At 61.8% G+C, this 13745-nt stretch carries 16 protein-coding genes, 1 other RNA gene and 1 pseudogene; 8 read left to right on the top strand and 10 right to left on the bottom strand.

Going from position 1 to position 13745, the window contains the following annotated elements:
• Positions 1 to 78: 78 nt before the first annotated feature.
• The 7 genes from modC to NKI18_RS24800 all read right to left on the bottom strand — a co-directional run bounded on the left by modC (position 79) and on the right by NKI18_RS24800 (position 5077).
• The gene (modC, locus tag NKI18_RS24830; protein ID WP_352620225.1) at positions 79 to 1191 is read right to left on the bottom strand and encodes a molybdenum ABC transporter ATP-binding protein; all 1113 of its coding nucleotides are present in this window, start codon (positions 1189 to 1191) and stop codon (positions 79 to 81) included.
• Positions 1188 to 1892, bottom strand: coding sequence for a molybdate ABC transporter permease subunit (gene modB / locus NKI18_RS24825; protein WP_352620227.1), 705 nt, complete (start codon positions 1890 to 1892; stop codon positions 1188 to 1190). The genes modC and modB overlap by 4 nt, the downstream gene beginning before the upstream one ends.
• A 15-nt stretch (positions 1893 to 1907) precedes the next feature.
• On the bottom strand, positions 1908 to 2699 hold the full coding sequence (gene modA / locus NKI18_RS24820; RefSeq protein WP_352620229.1) for a molybdate ABC transporter substrate-binding protein: 792 nt from the start codon (positions 2697 to 2699) through the stop codon (positions 1908 to 1910).
• 368 nt (positions 2700 to 3067) lie between these two features.
• The gene (locus NKI18_RS24815; RefSeq protein WP_352620231.1) at positions 3068 to 3463 is read right to left on the bottom strand and encodes a hypothetical protein; all 396 of its coding nucleotides are present in this window, start codon (positions 3461 to 3463) and stop codon (positions 3068 to 3070) included.
• Positions 3442 to 3861, bottom strand: coding sequence for a hypothetical protein (locus NKI18_RS24810; protein ID WP_352620233.1), 420 nt, complete (start codon positions 3859 to 3861; stop codon positions 3442 to 3444). The genes NKI18_RS24815 and NKI18_RS24810 overlap by 22 nt, the downstream gene beginning before the upstream one ends.
• A complete protein-coding gene (locus NKI18_RS24805) occupies positions 3858 to 4652 on the bottom strand; it encodes a thymidylate synthase (RefSeq protein WP_352620235.1) in 795 nt (264 codons plus the stop codon). Before NKI18_RS24805 ends, NKI18_RS24810 begins: the two co-directional genes overlap by 4 nt.
• Before the next feature lie 113 nt (positions 4653 to 4765).
• The gene (locus NKI18_RS24800) at positions 4766 to 5077 is read right to left on the bottom strand and encodes a DUF2853 family protein (RefSeq protein WP_352620237.1); all 312 of its coding nucleotides are present in this window, start codon (positions 5075 to 5077) and stop codon (positions 4766 to 4768) included.
• Positions 5078 to 5262: 185 nt separating this feature from the next.
• On the opposite strand from NKI18_RS24800, the gene ssrA reads away from it, so the two are divergent.
• The 3 genes and pseudogenes from ssrA (at position 5263) to NKI18_RS24785 (ending at position 7173) form a co-directional block, all read left to right on the top strand.
• Positions 5263 to 5618, top strand: a transfer-messenger RNA (tmRNA) gene (ssrA, locus tag NKI18_RS24795).
• Positions 5619 to 5731: 113 nt separating this feature from the next.
• A pseudogene (locus tag NKI18_RS24790) lies at positions 5732 to 6267 on the top strand (AAA family ATPase).
• Between the two features lie 165 nt (positions 6268 to 6432).
• Entirely contained in the window at positions 6433 to 7173 is a 741-nt protein-coding gene (locus NKI18_RS24785; protein WP_353020808.1) for an SDR family oxidoreductase, read from the top strand.
• On the opposite strand, the gene NKI18_RS24780 is transcribed toward NKI18_RS24785, so the two are convergent.
• Both NKI18_RS24780 and NKI18_RS24775 read right to left on the bottom strand, forming a co-directional pair.
• Complete coding sequence (locus tag NKI18_RS24780) at positions 7127 to 8056, bottom strand: LysR family transcriptional regulator (RefSeq protein WP_352619541.1); 930 nt, start codon at positions 8054 to 8056, stop codon at positions 7127 to 7129. The genes NKI18_RS24785 and NKI18_RS24780 overlap by 47 nt on opposite strands.
• Before the next feature lie 101 nt (positions 8057 to 8157).
• The gene (locus NKI18_RS24775; RefSeq protein ID WP_352619540.1) at positions 8158 to 9363 is read right to left on the bottom strand and encodes a multidrug effflux MFS transporter; all 1206 of its coding nucleotides are present in this window, start codon (positions 9361 to 9363) and stop codon (positions 8158 to 8160) included.
• 167 nt (positions 9364 to 9530) lie between these two features.
• On the opposite strand from NKI18_RS24775, the gene NKI18_RS24770 reads away from it, so the two are divergent.
• From NKI18_RS24770 to NKI18_RS24755, 4 genes are all read left to right on the top strand, one after another.
• On the top strand, positions 9531 to 10220 hold the full coding sequence (locus NKI18_RS24770) for a TetR/AcrR family transcriptional regulator (RefSeq protein WP_352456524.1): 690 nt from the start codon (positions 9531 to 9533) through the stop codon (positions 10218 to 10220).
• A gap of 134 nt (positions 10221 to 10354) precedes the next feature.
• Positions 10355 to 10891 (top strand): SspB family protein, encoded by a 537-nt coding sequence (locus tag NKI18_RS24765; RefSeq protein ID WP_023676707.1) that lies wholly within the window; start codon positions 10355 to 10357, stop codon positions 10889 to 10891.
• A gap of 18 nt (positions 10892 to 10909) precedes the next feature.
• Positions 10910 to 11113: a DUF4169 family protein gene (locus NKI18_RS24760; RefSeq protein WP_023676708.1), complete on the top strand. Its 204-nt coding sequence runs from the start codon at positions 10910 to 10912 to the stop codon at positions 11111 to 11113.
• A 20-nt stretch (positions 11114 to 11133) separates the two neighbouring features.
• Positions 11134 to 11355 carry a ribbon-helix-helix domain-containing protein gene (locus tag NKI18_RS24755; RefSeq protein WP_023676709.1) on the top strand — a complete coding sequence of 74 codons (222 nt, stop codon included), beginning with the start codon at positions 11134 to 11136 and terminating at the stop codon, positions 11353 to 11355.
• A 3-nt stretch (positions 11356 to 11358) separates the two neighbouring features.
• On the opposite strand, the gene NKI18_RS24750 is transcribed toward NKI18_RS24755, so the two are convergent.
• Positions 11359 to 13152, bottom strand: coding sequence for a chloride channel protein (locus NKI18_RS24750; protein ID WP_352619539.1), 1794 nt, complete (start codon positions 13150 to 13152; stop codon positions 11359 to 11361).
• Positions 13153 to 13306: 154 nt separating this feature from the next.
• Here NKI18_RS24750 and NKI18_RS24745 point away from each other — a divergent pair, with 154 nt between their 5' ends.
• Positions 13307 to 13744 carry a MarR family winged helix-turn-helix transcriptional regulator gene (locus tag NKI18_RS24745; RefSeq protein ID WP_023676711.1) on the top strand — a complete coding sequence of 146 codons (438 nt, stop codon included), beginning with the start codon at positions 13307 to 13309 and terminating at the stop codon, positions 13742 to 13744.
• Position 13745 lies beyond the last annotated feature (1 nt).

Genomic DNA, 13745 nt, shown 5'->3' with positions numbered 1-13745 from the left:
CTCCTCCGCGGTCACGCTATTCTACAGGTTCTGCAGCGATACCGCTATTCCAAAACGATATAGCGAATCATCGGCCGTTCACTCATCCGCCTCGGCGGGCAGGCCGGCGCCGGTATTCGCCCGGTCGAAGCTCACCGTCTTGACCACGGCGAAGACCTGTCGACCAAGCCGAAGCCCCAGTGTCTGCCGCGACTGTTCGGTGATGCGGGCAAGCACGGTTGCGCCATTGCAGTCGAGGCCAATCTCGACCGTAGGCCCTTCGCCCGGCTCTATCGCCACGATCGTGCCCGGCAATATGTTGAGCGCGCTGAGGCCAACCGGCTGCTCGGTGGCGATCATCACGTCGCGGGCACGGATGCGGACGCGCACCGGCGCACCGACTGGCGTTGCCAGAAGCGGCACGCGGATCTCGCCCGCCAATGAGCCGAGCACCGTCATGCCAAAGGCTTCGTCGTGGCGCAGAACCGCGGTATCCAGCACGGCACCGCCCTCGCCGCGCTCTTCGGCCGGCAATAGATCCAGACGCTGCATGATCGCTCCGGTCGGACCGGAAGCGGCGACCTTTCCTTGCATCAGCACCACGACGTCGCTCGCCAGCCGCGCCACTTCGGCGATCGAGTGGCTGACATAGACGATCGGGATTTTCGTCTCGTCGCGCAGCCGCTCGATATAAGGCAAGATCTCGGCCTTGCGCCCCTCGTCGAGCGAAGCCAGCGGCTCGTCCATCAGCAGCAATTTCGGACTGGCAAGCAGCGCCCTGCCGATTGCCACACGCTGCTTCTCGCCACCGGAGAGTTTTGCCGGCCGCCGGTCGAGCAAATGGCCGATCCCGAGCAGTTCGACCACGCCATTGATATCGGCGTAACGCTCAGCAGCCGGCGTGAACCAGCGGCCATAGCGCAGATTGCTCGCCACGCTCATATGCGGAAACAGCCGCGCATCCTGGAACACCATGCCGATCCGCCGTTTGTGCTTCGGCACGAACAGACCGGCATCGCTATCGACCAGCACGCGGCCCTCGGCCGCGATGCGACCTTTGTCGGGGCGGATCAGCCCGGCAATCAAATTGATCAGCGTCGTCTTTCCGGAGCCGGAAGGCCCGAACAGCGCAGTCAGCCGCCCGGCGCTTTCGAAGCGGGCATTGACGGTGAAACCGCCAAGCCGGTGGCTGATGTCGACCTGAACCGTCATTCGATGTCCATCCGCCGGCCGACGCGCCGCGCCAGCACTTCCGAGGCAACAAGTGCCGCCATCGAGATGACGATCGAGATCAGCGTCAGCCTGAGCGCGCCGGCGTCGCCGCCGGGAACCTGCGTGAAAGTGTAGATCGCCGACGGTAGCGTCTGCGTCTCGTTCGGAATGTTGGAGACAAAGGTGATCGTCGCGCCGAATTCGCCCATCGCCTTGGCGAAGGAGAGGATCGCACCGGCGATCAGGCCGGGCAGGATCAGCGGCAGCGTGATCGTGCTGAATACCCATAGCGGATTAGCGCCGAGCGTGCCGGCGGCCGCCTCGATTTTGCGGTCGACGGCCTCGATCGACAGCCGGATCGCCCGCACCATCAGCGGAAAGCCCATCACGCCGCAGGCGAGCGCGGCGCCCGTCCAGCGGAAGGAAAAAACGATGCCGAAATGCTCGGCCAGGAAAGCGCCGGCCGGACCGCGCTTGCCGAACGTCAAAAGCAGCAAATAGCCGGTCACCACCGGCGGCAGGATCAGCGGCAGATGCACCAGCCCGTTGAGCAGCGTCTTGCCCCAGAACTGGCCGCGGGCGAGCACAAGTGCGATTGCTACGCCCGGCGGCAGACTGGCAATCATCGCCACGGTCGCCACCTTAATCGACAGCCGGACCGCATTCCATTCGTCGGGAGCGAGATCAAGCAGCCAGTTCATGTGCGGTGCCGTTCGTCAGTTGCTCGGCGCAAGCACGGTAAAACCTTGCGCCTTGAAGAGTTCGCCAGCCTTGGCGGATTGCAGGCATTTCAGGAATGCCGGGGTATCCTTGCCCTTCGAATCCGCCAGCTGGGCAACCGGATAGATGATCGGCGGATGAGTATTGTCGGGGAAAGTGCCGATCACCTTCACGCCGGGCTCCGCATGCGCATCCGTGGCATAGACGATGCCGAGTGCTGCCTCGCCAGTCGACACCAGTTTCAGGGCGGCGCGCACATTCTCGGCCTGCGCCACCTTGCCTTCGACGGAAGACCAGACGCCGAGCGATTCGAGGGCTGCCTTGCCGTATTTGCCTGCTGGCACCGCCTTGACATCGCCCATGGCAAGTTTGCCGTCACCGACCAGCCCGGCAAGGTCGAACCCCTTTTCGATCCTGGTCTCGACCTTGGAATCCTGCGGCGCAATCAGCACGATCTGGTTACCGAGCAGTTTCACTTCGGTTTCGGGCTTGCTCAGCTTCCTGTCGGAAAGATATTTTATCCAGTCGAGATCGGCCGAGATGAACACGTCTGCCGGCGCGCCGCTTTCAATCTGCCTGGCCAGCGCCGAGCTCGCCGCATAGGAAATGGTTGCCGCCTCGCCGACATCGGCCTCGCAGGCCTTGTTGACGGCATCGAGCCCGTCCTTCAGGCTCGCCGCAGCAAACACGACCACCTTGTCATCGGCATGGGCCGCCGGCACCGCGGCCATCAGCATGGCGGCGAGACCCGCGATGACAATCGTCGTCGAACCTTTGCGCGCCAGCATGAAACTCTCCTCGTCTCGGAACGCCCGAAGCCGTCCATCGATATATCCATGTGAACATAACAAGGAAAGGCTCTTTACCGCCGAAGGCATTCTGAGCTCAGGTTTCTCGGCCTCCGATCACGTTCGTTGGATACAGCGATATTGATGTCAGGAGAAAACTAGTTCTCCGCAACGCCCGCTAGGAGGCAATCGTCGAGTGAGTCACCATTTCGCATGTTGGATTGACATCGGCAGCGCTGTAGTCGCTGTCTCGATCACCAAGGAACTCGTCGCCAACCTCAAGCTGGAAAAGGGAAGCGGGCCTATGCCGTCATTCCAGCCATCGGGCGTGATGGCGGGTGTGGAGGCTTCCGTTGGTTTCACGGGGATTACGCAGCAAGCCTGTGGATCAAGGCATCTTCAACATAGATACCGTTGACCGTATTGTGGGAAAACCGCACTTCCGCTAGACCATCGACCCGCATGGCGGTACCTAAACCGGATATCAGCCGGTCGTCCGCTGACGTGATCTTCACCTTGCTAAGATCCAAAATCGGCTGGTCTGGGCGCGCCTTACGCCAGTCCGCAGCGATCGTCGCCGCATCGAGGTATTTTTTCTCGAGATCCTTTCGAGCCCCGCGATAGGCGATGACCATCCGCCAATTGTCGACATCGCCGTTGTACAACCAGAGTGCAGCCGCAACCCCAAATTTCTTTTCATCAAGAGCACGAATCAAATTGATGCCAGCATTAATGTCGCTTCTTACCAACGCTCCCGAAGCCATCTGATTATTCCTTGTTCTTCATCGACCATAGCATTTCGCATAGCCGTTGCCTCAAACACATCTATTATATCGTAACGCGAGGCCTCATTCCAATCTGAGACTGCCGACCAGTGACCATCGAACACCGGCGACGCGGCACGGCTTTCGGCAAGCTCAACAGACAAACCAGCCAACGCTATGAGCTTGTTGAGATCGTGGCTGTAAATGTCTTGGACGAATTTCTTGTCAGGAATCGTATCCGGCCGAAAAAGTCTCGAAATTCGCGACTTGATGGCAATCTCTGCGGCATAGCCAAAAAGATAGTAAGCGTTCGAAAAACGCTCGTTCTGAAACAAGAATTCGGCATCTTGCAGTTTGGCATTCGCAATAGCTTGGAGTGTTGCCCTTTCCAGGGTCATACCGCGATCGGCGCCTTGATCGTCGCGTCGGCGAAATAGTTCTCGAGCCGGAAATCCTCGAAGCGGAAGGCAAAGAGATCCTTCACCTCGGGATTGATCCACAGCGTCGGCAACGCCTTGGGCGTGCGCCGCAATTGTTCGCGCGCCTGCTCGAAGTGGTTCGAGTAAAGATGCGCGTCGCCGAGCGTGTGGATGAAATCGCCGGGTTTCAATCCGGTTACGTGCGCCACCATCAGCGTCAGCAACGCATAGGACGCGATGTTGAACGGCACACCGAGAAAGATATCGCCCGACCGCTGATAGAGCTGGCAGGAAAGCTTGCCTTCAGAAACATAAAACTGGAACAGGCAGTGGCAGGGCGGCAACGCCATGGCCTCCACCTCGGCCGGGTTCCACGCCGAAACAATCAGCCGCCGCGAATTAGGATTTTTGCGTATTTCCTTCAGAAGATTCGCAATCTGGTCGATGGCGCCGCCATGGCCGTCCGGCCACGACCGCCATTGTTTGCCATAGACCGGGCCGAGATCGCCGTTCTCGTCGGCCCACTCATCCCAGATCGAGACGCCGTGATCGTTGAGATATTTGATGTTGGTGTCGCCGGCCAGGAACCACAAAAGCTCGTGGATAATCGACTTCAGGTGCAGCTTCTTGGTGGTGGTGACCGGAAAGCCGCGGGCCAGGTCGAAGCGCATCTGGTAGCCGAATACCGAGCGCGTTCCGGTGCCGGTGCGGTCGCCGCGATCGGCGCCGTTTTCCAGCACATGCTGCAGAAGGTCGAGATACTGGCGCATCGGCTCCGGTCCGATTCGGGTTGTCAGCCATCATAGCCGAATGACCGTCGGCCGAACACAGCAAAGCGAGACGATTCCAGCAGAAGCCTCACCAGCACCGGCGGCGAGGTTGCTCAGAGCGAGCCGAGCATGCCCAGATCCTTGGCGACGAGGTAATAGAATGTCACCCGGCTCTTGCTGTTGTCGGCCGCCATAGCCTTGCAGGTCTTTTCGATAGCCGCATCCGCCTTGGCACCGTCGGTGACGCCGAGCTTGCCGGCGACCCAGCTGTTTCTGACGCGCTTCAGTTCCTCCGGGTCGGTGCAGGACACCAGCGAGGAATCGCGGTTCCTGAGCGCGATGCCCAGATGCTTGACGATCTTGGCGACCGCGTCGGCATTGGCCGCCGCATCATATTTCTTTACGTCTGCGAGATAATCGGCCATCGAATTTCCCCTCGTCGGCGCCACGGGATCCGGTCGATGAGGATTGTGGCGCGTTGCCGCAAGTATGCGCTAGGTCTCCTCACCGCCACAAAGCTTCGGTTGAGACCGGCTACAAGTCAACCCTTGATGATCCACTTTGGCACGGACGAAATGATCCACTTTGGCATGGACGAAAGTGGCATTCCGGCCTTTCATTTTCCACCGCCAGTCCCTATATTCGCTTCGTCGGCTCGACCGGCTATGGCGATAAACAGGCGATGAAATAAGCCGTTCGGACCCGGGGGCGGTACCCGGCGCCTCCACCAAAAACCGCTGCTCAAGAGCGGCTTTTGCTGGGGGCGAAATAGGATCGACGAAGGTGTAAAGATCGTACTTTTGCCCGGCATTGTACCACCGTTATCGGGCTAAACTTATAGTTGCCAACGACAACTATGCGGAAGCACGTCTCGCCGCGTAAGCGGTGCGATAGCTTCAATTCAAGCCCTAGTGGTTCGCACTTCTAGGCGGGGTTCGGAGGTACCTGGCAACAGAAACCTCCATTTCTCCCTCTCGACATATGCAGAAGCAGGCCCCGCCGGCCGGGCTTTCATGTGCCCTGACGGGTCCAAAAAACCCCTGTCTTCATACTTCCCTCATCCGATCCATGGATCAGAAATGCGAAACGATTCCAATCGGTTTTTCGTGCTGACCGGCGGTCCGGGCTCAGGCAAGACAACGTTGATCGACTCTTAAGGTGGCAGGCCTCGCAACCTCGGGCGAAGCCGGGCGCAGCACCATTCACGACCAATTGGCGATAGGCGGCAAGGCCCTGCCCTGGCGGCTCTGCCGAGTTGATGCTGTCTTGGGAGTTGCGCTCCTACCGGATCGCGGGCGAGCAATCCGGCCTGGTCTTCTTCGATCGCGGCGTGCCGGACACTCTTGGCTATCTGCGCCTGACCGGGGTGCCGGTTCCCGATCACGCCACGAATGCCGCCCGACGCTTCCGCTATGCCAGGCGCGTCTTCGTCGCGCCGCCATGGCCGGAAATCTTTCGGCAGGACAACGAGCGCAAGCAAACGATGGACGAGGCTGAACGCACCTTTCACGCACTCGTCGCCGTTTACACGGAACTAGGCTACGAGCTGGTGCCGTTGCCCTTGGCGCCCGTCGAAACGCGGCTGCGGTTCGTCCTCTCCGAGACAGCGTCGTAGCGAAGCGCCGCAAGCGACGGTTTTGCGAAAGCCCAAGGGCCTCCCATCATCGGAACCTCCGATGGCAGCATTCGTTTCTTCCCGTTTCCCTTCTTCCACGCCTTTGTGGGACAAGGCCTCGCCGCGTGTGGTCATGCCCGGCGAGCTGCCTCATGGAGAGATAAGATGAACCAGGAAACCACACCAAAACACGAACGCATCCTGATCGTTGGCGGCAGTTCCGGTATGGGGCTGTCGCTTGCCGAACAGCAGCTTGCCGCCGGCGCCGAGGTTACGATCGTCGGCCGCTCCGAGGACCGGTTGTCGGCCGCACGGCAGCGCTTGCCTCACCCGGAAAGGCTGAGGACGATCGCAGCCGACGTCACAAGCGAGGACGAGGTCCAGCGCCTGTTCCAGGAGGTCGGCACGCTCGACCACATCGTCTCGACCGCCGCCGACGTTACCGGCGTCTATGTGTTGCTTCCCGAGATGGATATCTCGGTGGCGCGGAAAGTGATGGATTCCAAAGTCGTCGGGCCGCTTCTTCTTGCCAAGCATGGCGCGCCTCGTCTGACGCCTAGGGGATCGATCACGCTGACCTCGGGCATCGCCGCCTATCGTCCGGCGGCGAAAGGCTCGGTGGTGGCAGCCGTTAATGGGGCACTTGGCTCACTCGCCTATGCGCTTGCCGTCGAACTGGCGCCGATCCGCGTCAATGTCGTTTCGCCCGGCTGGGTCGACACGCCGATTTGGGATGCCGTCGTCGGCAGCGGAAAGGCGGCCGCGCTGGACGCCATGGCAAAGCGTCTGCTCGTCGGCCAGATCGGCCAGGCAGCCGACATTGCCCAAGCCATCACGTCCCTCATGCACAACGGCTTCATCACCGGAACCGTGCTTCATGTCGATGGTGGCCAGCGGCTGGTCTAGCGATGGCCAAAATTTCGCGGACCATTGCAAGGAACAGCCGCAGCACCGGCGCTTGAATGCGCCGGTGGCGCCATACCATGGTGACCGGCGTCACCGGGCTGCTTCCGACCCAGGGCAGCACGACGATATTGGCCTCAGCCGCGGAAGCCACGAGACGCGGGACCAGCGCGCATCCAAGACCGCCTTCAACAAGGGTCCGTATCGCGCCCATGCTGGCGAACTCGCCGACGAGTTTTGGACGGTCAGGCAATGTTGCGGCAAACGCTTCGTCGAACATCCGCCTATAGACGCAACCAGGCTGGGTCACGAGGAAGGCCTCGTCAGCCAGATCGTCGGGCGTTATGGCAGAATATCCGGCCAACCGGTGATTTGCCGGCATTATGGTGACGAGCTCTTCCACTGCCACTTGCTCGCTTCGCAGCTCCGGCGCCGGGACGGCTCCGAAATGGAAAGATACGTCCAGCGCCCCGCTTGTCACGCCGGCACGCAACCCACTGCTATCGTCCGCCCTGAGGTTCAGTTCCACATCGGGATGGCGCCGACGGAATTCCGCCAGCAGAGCTGGCAAGCGTGTCGAGCAAAGCGTTTCCAGGCCGCCGACAGTCAGGCGACCGGCAACGGTGCCGCTCGCGTCGGCGACTGCGGAACGGGCTTCGTCCGCGAGGTCGAGGAGATCGTTTGCGTAGTCCAGCAGGCGTTGTCCCGCCGCCGTCAGCTTCAAGCCACGCCGTGATCTGTCGAACAGCGACGTGCCTAGATCGCTTTCCAGCGCCTGGATCTGTTCGGTCACGCTCGATTGGGCAAGATGAACCCGCTCGGAAGCGCGCGTGATATTCAAGGTGGTGGCGACCGCCACGAAGGTTTTGAGATGTCGAAGCTGCATGTCCTGAACCCGTCATATAGGCATAGGCTGCTTTGAACCGGGACCGCAAACGTGAAAAGGCCGGGAACATCGCCCGGCCTTTTTGTCTCGATAGGCGAAGTTTACTCCGCCGGCGCCTCCGCGACGTCCCGGCTGCGGCCGAGCGTTATTTTGGCCAGTGTGAAGGAGATCGCCGCGCAGAGCGTGATGCCCGCCACCATCGGCAGCGGCGTGCCGTCGAAAAACACGCCGGCGACGCCCATGGCGACCGCGCCGATGGCGAAGTGCAGCGTGCCCATCAGCGCCGACGCGGTACCGGCGATCTCGCCATGCTCTTCCATGGCCAGCACCGACGTCGTCGGGATGACCAGGCCGAGAAAGCCGTAGCCGATGAACAGCAGCGCCGCCATCACGTTGAGCCGGTCGACACCCGATGCCATCACCGCGAACAGCACCACCATCGTCGTCGCATAGCCGGTCACCGCGACACGCACCACGCGCTGCAGCCCGAACCGCTCCGACAGCAACCCGGTCAGCTGCGACATGCCGATAAAGGCAACCGCATTGATCGAGAAGAACACGCTGTAGACCGAAGGCGACAGGCCATAATGGTCGATCAGGATGAAGGACGAGCTCGACAGATAGACGAAGAAGCTCGCAATGCCGAAGCCGGCGATGGCCGTCAGGCCAAGGAAGTTGCGGTCGCCCATCAGGAAGCGGTAGCCGGAAAGTGCCGTCCCGAAGGACGACCCGGCGCGCTCCTCGACCGGCCGTGTCTCCTTGAGCGAGGTCGCCAGCAGGATGGTGGCGAGCACGGCCGCGCCCGTCACCGTCCAGAACACGGCGCGCCAGCCGAAATTCTCGATGATCTGGCTACCGGTCAGCGGTGCCAGGATCGGCGACACCGAAAACACAAGCATCAGCAGCGACATCAGCTTGGCGGCCTCGGTGCCGGTATGCAGATCGCGCACGATCGCGCGCGGCACGGCCATGCCGGCGCTGGCGCCGAGCCCTTGCAGGAAGCGGAAGGCGATCAGCCATTCGATCGAGGGAGCCAGCGCCGAGCCGACGCCGCCGACCATGAACAGCGCCAGGCCGCCGTAGAGTGGCAGCTTGCGGCCGATCATGTCGGAGATCGGTCCGACGACGATCTGGCCGAAGCCCATGGAAAGAAAGAAGATCAGCAGGCTCATCTGCACCGCGGCAGTGCCGGCATGCAGATCCTCACCGATTGAAGGCAGGGCCGGAAGATACATGTCGATGGCAAACGGGCCGATCGCGGACAATAGGCCGAGCACGACCGCAATGCGGAGGAATTTGGCGTTCATGATAGCAGGCTCTTTCGAATTCTGGTTGCCGCCGAGGACCGGCGCGTAACCCTAGGACGTTCCATCCCGTGGAGTTCCGACTCTTCTGCGGAACGAAACCCCCTTCGTGCAGTCCACAAATTTAGACAGGCTTGTCTAATTCGTCAACCACCTCTATATAGTTTTGCATGAAGGCCAACGTTTCTCCTGACATTTTCCCGCCGCGGGGCCATGAGGCCAAGCGGATGTCGATTGTCGATGCCGCCGCCTCGGTCTTCTGCCGCGAAAGCTTCGCCGGTGCTAATATCGACATGATTGCCGCCGAGGCCGGCGTCTCCCGCCAGACCATCTACAATCATCACGGCGACAAGGAAAAACTCTTCGTTGCCATCGTCCGCGACCTCACCGAACGTTGCAACGCCGGCATCTTTGCCACGATTTCCACTTTTCCCGATCAGCCGAAGGATCTCGAGGCCGACCTCATCGCCTTTGCTGTGCGGATGAACCACAACTGCATCTGCAACCGCGACGGCAAATTCCTGCGCAAGCTGATCCAGACCGAGGGCGGGCGCTATCCCGAGTTGTTCGCCGAATGGCGCGAAGAGGGACCGGGCAGGACATGGCCGGCGATCGCCGCCCGCTTCGCCCGCCTCGCTCATGCCGGCTTCCTTGATATCGACGATCCCGATGTCGCAGCGCGCCAGTTCATGGCGCTTGCCAATGCCGAGTTGCAGACGACGTTCATGCTCGGCGGCACACCGACCGAGGACGAGGTGGTGCAGTCGGCGACAAATGGCGTGCGCACCTTCCTGCGCGCCTTCGGCAAGCGGCAGCCTATGGCCCGGGCAAGCAAACAGGGCGCGCTCGCCAGCGCTTGACGATCAAAGCCGTTTGACGATCAAATCGTCGCCAATGGGCTTCGCTTCCTCACGCCGGCGATCTATATCCGGTTTACGCCGCGCTCAAGCTTGATTACAGCTATCAGGACGATTCAACGGAACCCGACAGCCACATGGCCGACGACCACATCCGCTACGACATTCTGGCCCAGGAGGCGTTGCGCGGCGTCATGCGCAAGGTCCTGGCCGAGGTCGCGCGCACCGGTCTCCCGGGCAACCATCATTTCTTCATCACCTTTCTCACCGGCGCGCCGGGCGTGCGCGTGTCGTCGCGGCTGCGCGAGCGCTATCCCGAACAGATGACCATCGTCATCCAGTTCCAGTATTGGGACCTGAAGGTGAGCGACACCGGCTTTGAGGTTGGGCTGTCGTTTTCCGACGTGCCGGAGAAACTGGAAATCCCGTTCTCGGCCGTACGTGGCTTTTACGACCCGTCCGTCAACTTCGAGCTCGAATTCGACGTCAAGACCGATACCCCGGCGGAACAGGAGACAAAGGCCAAGCCTGCTCCCGAACCGCTGGCCATCGTCGCCGAGAAAAAGCCCGAGACGAAGAAGAAAACCGCCGAGGCGGAAAAGAAGCCTGCCGCGGCCGACGCCGGCGCCAAGGGCGCCGACGTGGTGTCGCTTGACGCCTTCCGCAAGAAGTGACCCGACGGGCGGCGTGACATGGCCGAGATCGTCAATCTCCGTCAGGCACGCAAGCAGAAGGCGCGAGCCGAGAAGGAGCGCCTGGCCGAGCAGAACCGGGCGCTGCATGGCCGTTCCAAACCCAGCCGGGATCGCGACCGCCTGATCGCCGACAAGGCCGATAAATTCGTCGCCGGCCATCGCCGCGAAAATTCGGGCGATTCGGACAAATCCGATGCTTGAAGTGTGAGTAGGATCGTCTCGTGAGCCCGGTGGAAAAGCGCTCGGTCACCATTCGCGGCCACCGCACCAGCTATTCGCTCGAAAAGCCTTTTTACGACGAACTGGGCGCCATCGCGGCCGTGCGAAAACTGACGCTCGCCGCGCTTGTCGCCGAAATCGACGAGAGCCGCCCGCGGGATGCCAATCTCTCCTCGGCGCTCCGGCTCTATGTGCTGGATTGGGCCAAGCGCGGCAAGTTGTAGCCTTCAGGCAACGCTATCCTGTTTCCTGTGCCGGATACGGAAGCCCAGCAAAGCCGAGCGGTCGCGTTCTTCGGCCTGTTTCTTCGATCTGACGCGCATCAGGTCCTTCCAGCCGACATAGCCCACCAGCCGGGCATTTTCTCGCGTGACGACCGGCAAATGGGACACGTTCGCCATCAGCAGCTTGTCGGAGAGGCCCTCGAGATACTCATCCGGATAGGCCAGCGTGACCTTGCTGCCGGCCAGCAGTTCGCCAACCGTCGTCGTGCGGTGCTTGCCGGCGCGTCTCCAGCGCAAGATCGCCGGCGGGTCGATGACGCCGAGCACGTGGCCCTCTTCGTCGACGACCGGAAAGCTCGGATGCCGTGTCTCGGGCGCCGTCAGGAACGCTGCAGCGCCATGCAGCGTCATCGTCGCCGGCACGCTTTCGACCTCGCTGGTCATCACTTCGCGCACCCTGGTCAGGGCGAACGGATCGACACGGTATTCGCGAACCATGTGATGCCCTCGCCTTGCAATTTTTTCGGTGAGGATCGAACGCTTCATCAATAGCACGGTCACCGCATGCGCGGTGGCAGTCGCCGCAATCAGCGGCACCAGGACATGGGTGTTGCCGGTCAGTTCGACCGCAAAGAAGGTGGCGGTCAGCGGCGCACGCATGGTGCCGCCCATCGTCGCCGCCATCGCCAGCAGCGCCCAGAAGCCCGGATCCGCGGCCGGCAGGAAGCCGGCGAGGACCGCGCCCATCGCCCCGCCCAAGATCAGCAGCGGCGCCAGCACACCTCCCGACGTTCCCGAGCCGAGTGCGACCGACCAGATGATCGCCTTCACCACCAACAGGGTGAGCGCGGCGGTCGCTATCGTGCGGCCATCCAGCATGTCGGCGATATTGTCATAGCCGACGCCGAGCGCCTGCGGCTCGATCAGCCCGCCAATGCCGACCACCAGGCCGCCGAGCATCGGCCACCACATCCAGTGGATGGGCAGCTTCTGGAAACCGTCCTCGCACGCATAGACCATCTGTGTCAGCAACCCTGATAGCAGCCCGGCTGCCATGCCGACCAGCACCCAGCCGGCAAGGCCGGGAAATGAAACCTCTATGCCGCCCTGAAACGGGAAGATCGGCCCCGGCATATGCAGCATGGTGCGCTCGACCTCGGCAATGATGGCGGCGACCGCCACGGGAATGAAACTGCGCGGCGTCCATTCGAAGAGCAGCAATTCCACCGCAAGCATGATGGCGGCGATCGGCGTTCCGAACACGGTGGTCATGCCGGCCGCCGCACCCGCCACCAGCAGCGTCTTGCGTTCATTGTCGCTGACCGGCAGCATCTGCGCGATCAGCGAACCGATGGCGCCGCCGGTCATGATGATCGGCCCTTCCGCGCCGAATGGCCCGCCGGTACCGATCGAGACCGCCGACGACAACGGCTTCAGGATTGCCACCTTGGCGTCGAGCCGCGAGCGTCCGAGCAGGATCGCCTCGATGGCTTCGGGAATGCCATGGCCGCGAATCTTTTCGCTTCCGAAGCGAGCCATCACACCGATGATCAGTGCCCCGATGACCGGAACAAATACCGAGGCATAGCCAAGCGGCGTATCCCGCAGTTTCAGGTCGGCGAGCGTGAACTGGCCAAAATAGGCGATGTTCGTGGCAAGCCGGATCAGCTTCAAAAGGGCAATGCCGGCAAACAACCCCGCCGTCGCAACCACCACTGCTATGCCGGCAATGAGCAGCACCCGGGCATCGGTGGTAAAATCGCGCAGATGGCCGGGGTTGGCGTGATCGGACTTCATTTGCAAACCTTGCTTTCTGGCGGCGTGCCGACTTGCGGATGGGTCGCCGGCCGTGCCACCGAAGATGGCGGGCACGAGCCATGTTGGTGCGCTCTGTATCGTAACGCGATATAAATGTTCAAGGCCCGTTTGCGGCTTTGTCGGAAAGGAATCGATGGCAGACACTTCGAAGCCACAAAAGCGCGGCGCAACGATCGGGCCGGCCGACTACCAGAGGCTGTCAGAATTTCGTTACCTGATCCGCTGCTTTCTCGAATTCAGCCAGATCCAGGCGCAGGAAGCCGGCCTGACACCACGCCAGCATCAGGCCCTGCTTGCAATCAAAGGGTTCCCCGGCGGAGGGCCGGTGACCATTGGCGACCTCGCGGAGCGCCTGCGCATCCGCCATCACAGCGCAGTGGAATTGGTCAACCGTCTTTGCGAAGCCGGGCTCGTCGCGAGGGACCACGACGAGGAGGACCACCGCCGCGTGCTGCTGCGGCTGACCGAGCGCGCCGACGACAGTCTCGCCAACCTGTCAGCCGCTCATCTCGACGAACTCGGGCGGATCGAGCCGATGCTGAAGCGCTTGCTTGCTGGACGCGACACATAAG

Source organism: Mesorhizobium sp. M0800, assembly GCF_040320095.1.
Lineage (GTDB): Bacteria > Pseudomonadota > Alphaproteobacteria > Rhizobiales > Rhizobiaceae > Mesorhizobium.
The sequence above is the reverse complement of the archived record's forward strand: the minus strand, read 5'-3'. Positions and strand labels throughout refer to the sequence as shown.

What these genes read in the sequence shown, in the direction of transcription:
- NKI18_RS24810 (WP_352620233.1), bottom strand. Translation starts at nt 3,861, where the DNA reads ATGACCCTGGAAAGGGCAACACTCCAAGCTATTGCGAATGCCAAACTG.
- NKI18_RS24770 (WP_352456524.1), top strand. Translation starts at nt 9,531, where the DNA reads ATGAAGGCCAACGTTTCTCCTGACATTTTCCCGCCGCGGGGCCATGAG.
- NKI18_RS24785 (WP_353020808.1), top strand. Translation starts at nt 6,433, where the DNA reads ATGAACCAGGAAACCACACCAAAACACGAACGCATCCTGATCGTTGGC.
- NKI18_RS24765 (WP_023676707.1), top strand. Translation starts at nt 10,355, where the DNA reads ATGGCCGACGACCACATCCGCTACGACATTCTGGCCCAGGAGGCGTTG.
- NKI18_RS24750 (WP_352619539.1), bottom strand. Translation starts at nt 13,152, where the DNA reads ATGAAGTCCGATCACGCCAACCCCGGCCATCTGCGCGATTTTACCACC.
- NKI18_RS24780 (WP_352619541.1), bottom strand. Translation starts at nt 8,056, where the DNA reads ATGCAGCTTCGACATCTCAAAACCTTCGTGGCGGTCGCCACCACCTTG.
- NKI18_RS24775 (WP_352619540.1), bottom strand. Translation starts at nt 9,363, where the DNA reads ATGAACGCCAAATTCCTCCGCATTGCGGTCGTGCTCGGCCTATTGTCC.
- modA (WP_352620229.1), bottom strand. Translation starts at nt 2,699, where the DNA reads ATGCTGGCGCGCAAAGGTTCGACGACGATTGTCATCGCGGGTCTCGCC.
- NKI18_RS24815 (WP_352620231.1), bottom strand. Translation starts at nt 3,463, where the DNA reads ATGGCTTCGGGAGCGTTGGTAAGAAGCGACATTAATGCTGGCATCAAT.
- NKI18_RS24800 (WP_352620237.1), bottom strand. Translation starts at nt 5,077, where the DNA reads ATGGCCGATTATCTCGCAGACGTAAAGAAATATGATGCGGCGGCCAAT.
- NKI18_RS24760 (WP_023676708.1), top strand. Translation starts at nt 10,910, where the DNA reads ATGGCCGAGATCGTCAATCTCCGTCAGGCACGCAAGCAGAAGGCGCGA.
- NKI18_RS24805 (WP_352620235.1), bottom strand. Translation starts at nt 4,652, where the DNA reads ATGCGCCAGTATCTCGACCTTCTGCAGCATGTGCTGGAAAACGGCGCC.
- modC (WP_352620225.1), bottom strand. Translation starts at nt 1,191, where the DNA reads ATGACGGTTCAGGTCGACATCAGCCACCGGCTTGGCGGTTTCACCGTC.
- modB (WP_352620227.1), bottom strand. Translation starts at nt 1,892, where the DNA reads ATGAACTGGCTGCTTGATCTCGCTCCCGACGAATGGAATGCGGTCCGG.
- NKI18_RS24745 (WP_023676711.1), top strand. Translation starts at nt 13,307, where the DNA reads ATGGCAGACACTTCGAAGCCACAAAAGCGCGGCGCAACGATCGGGCCG.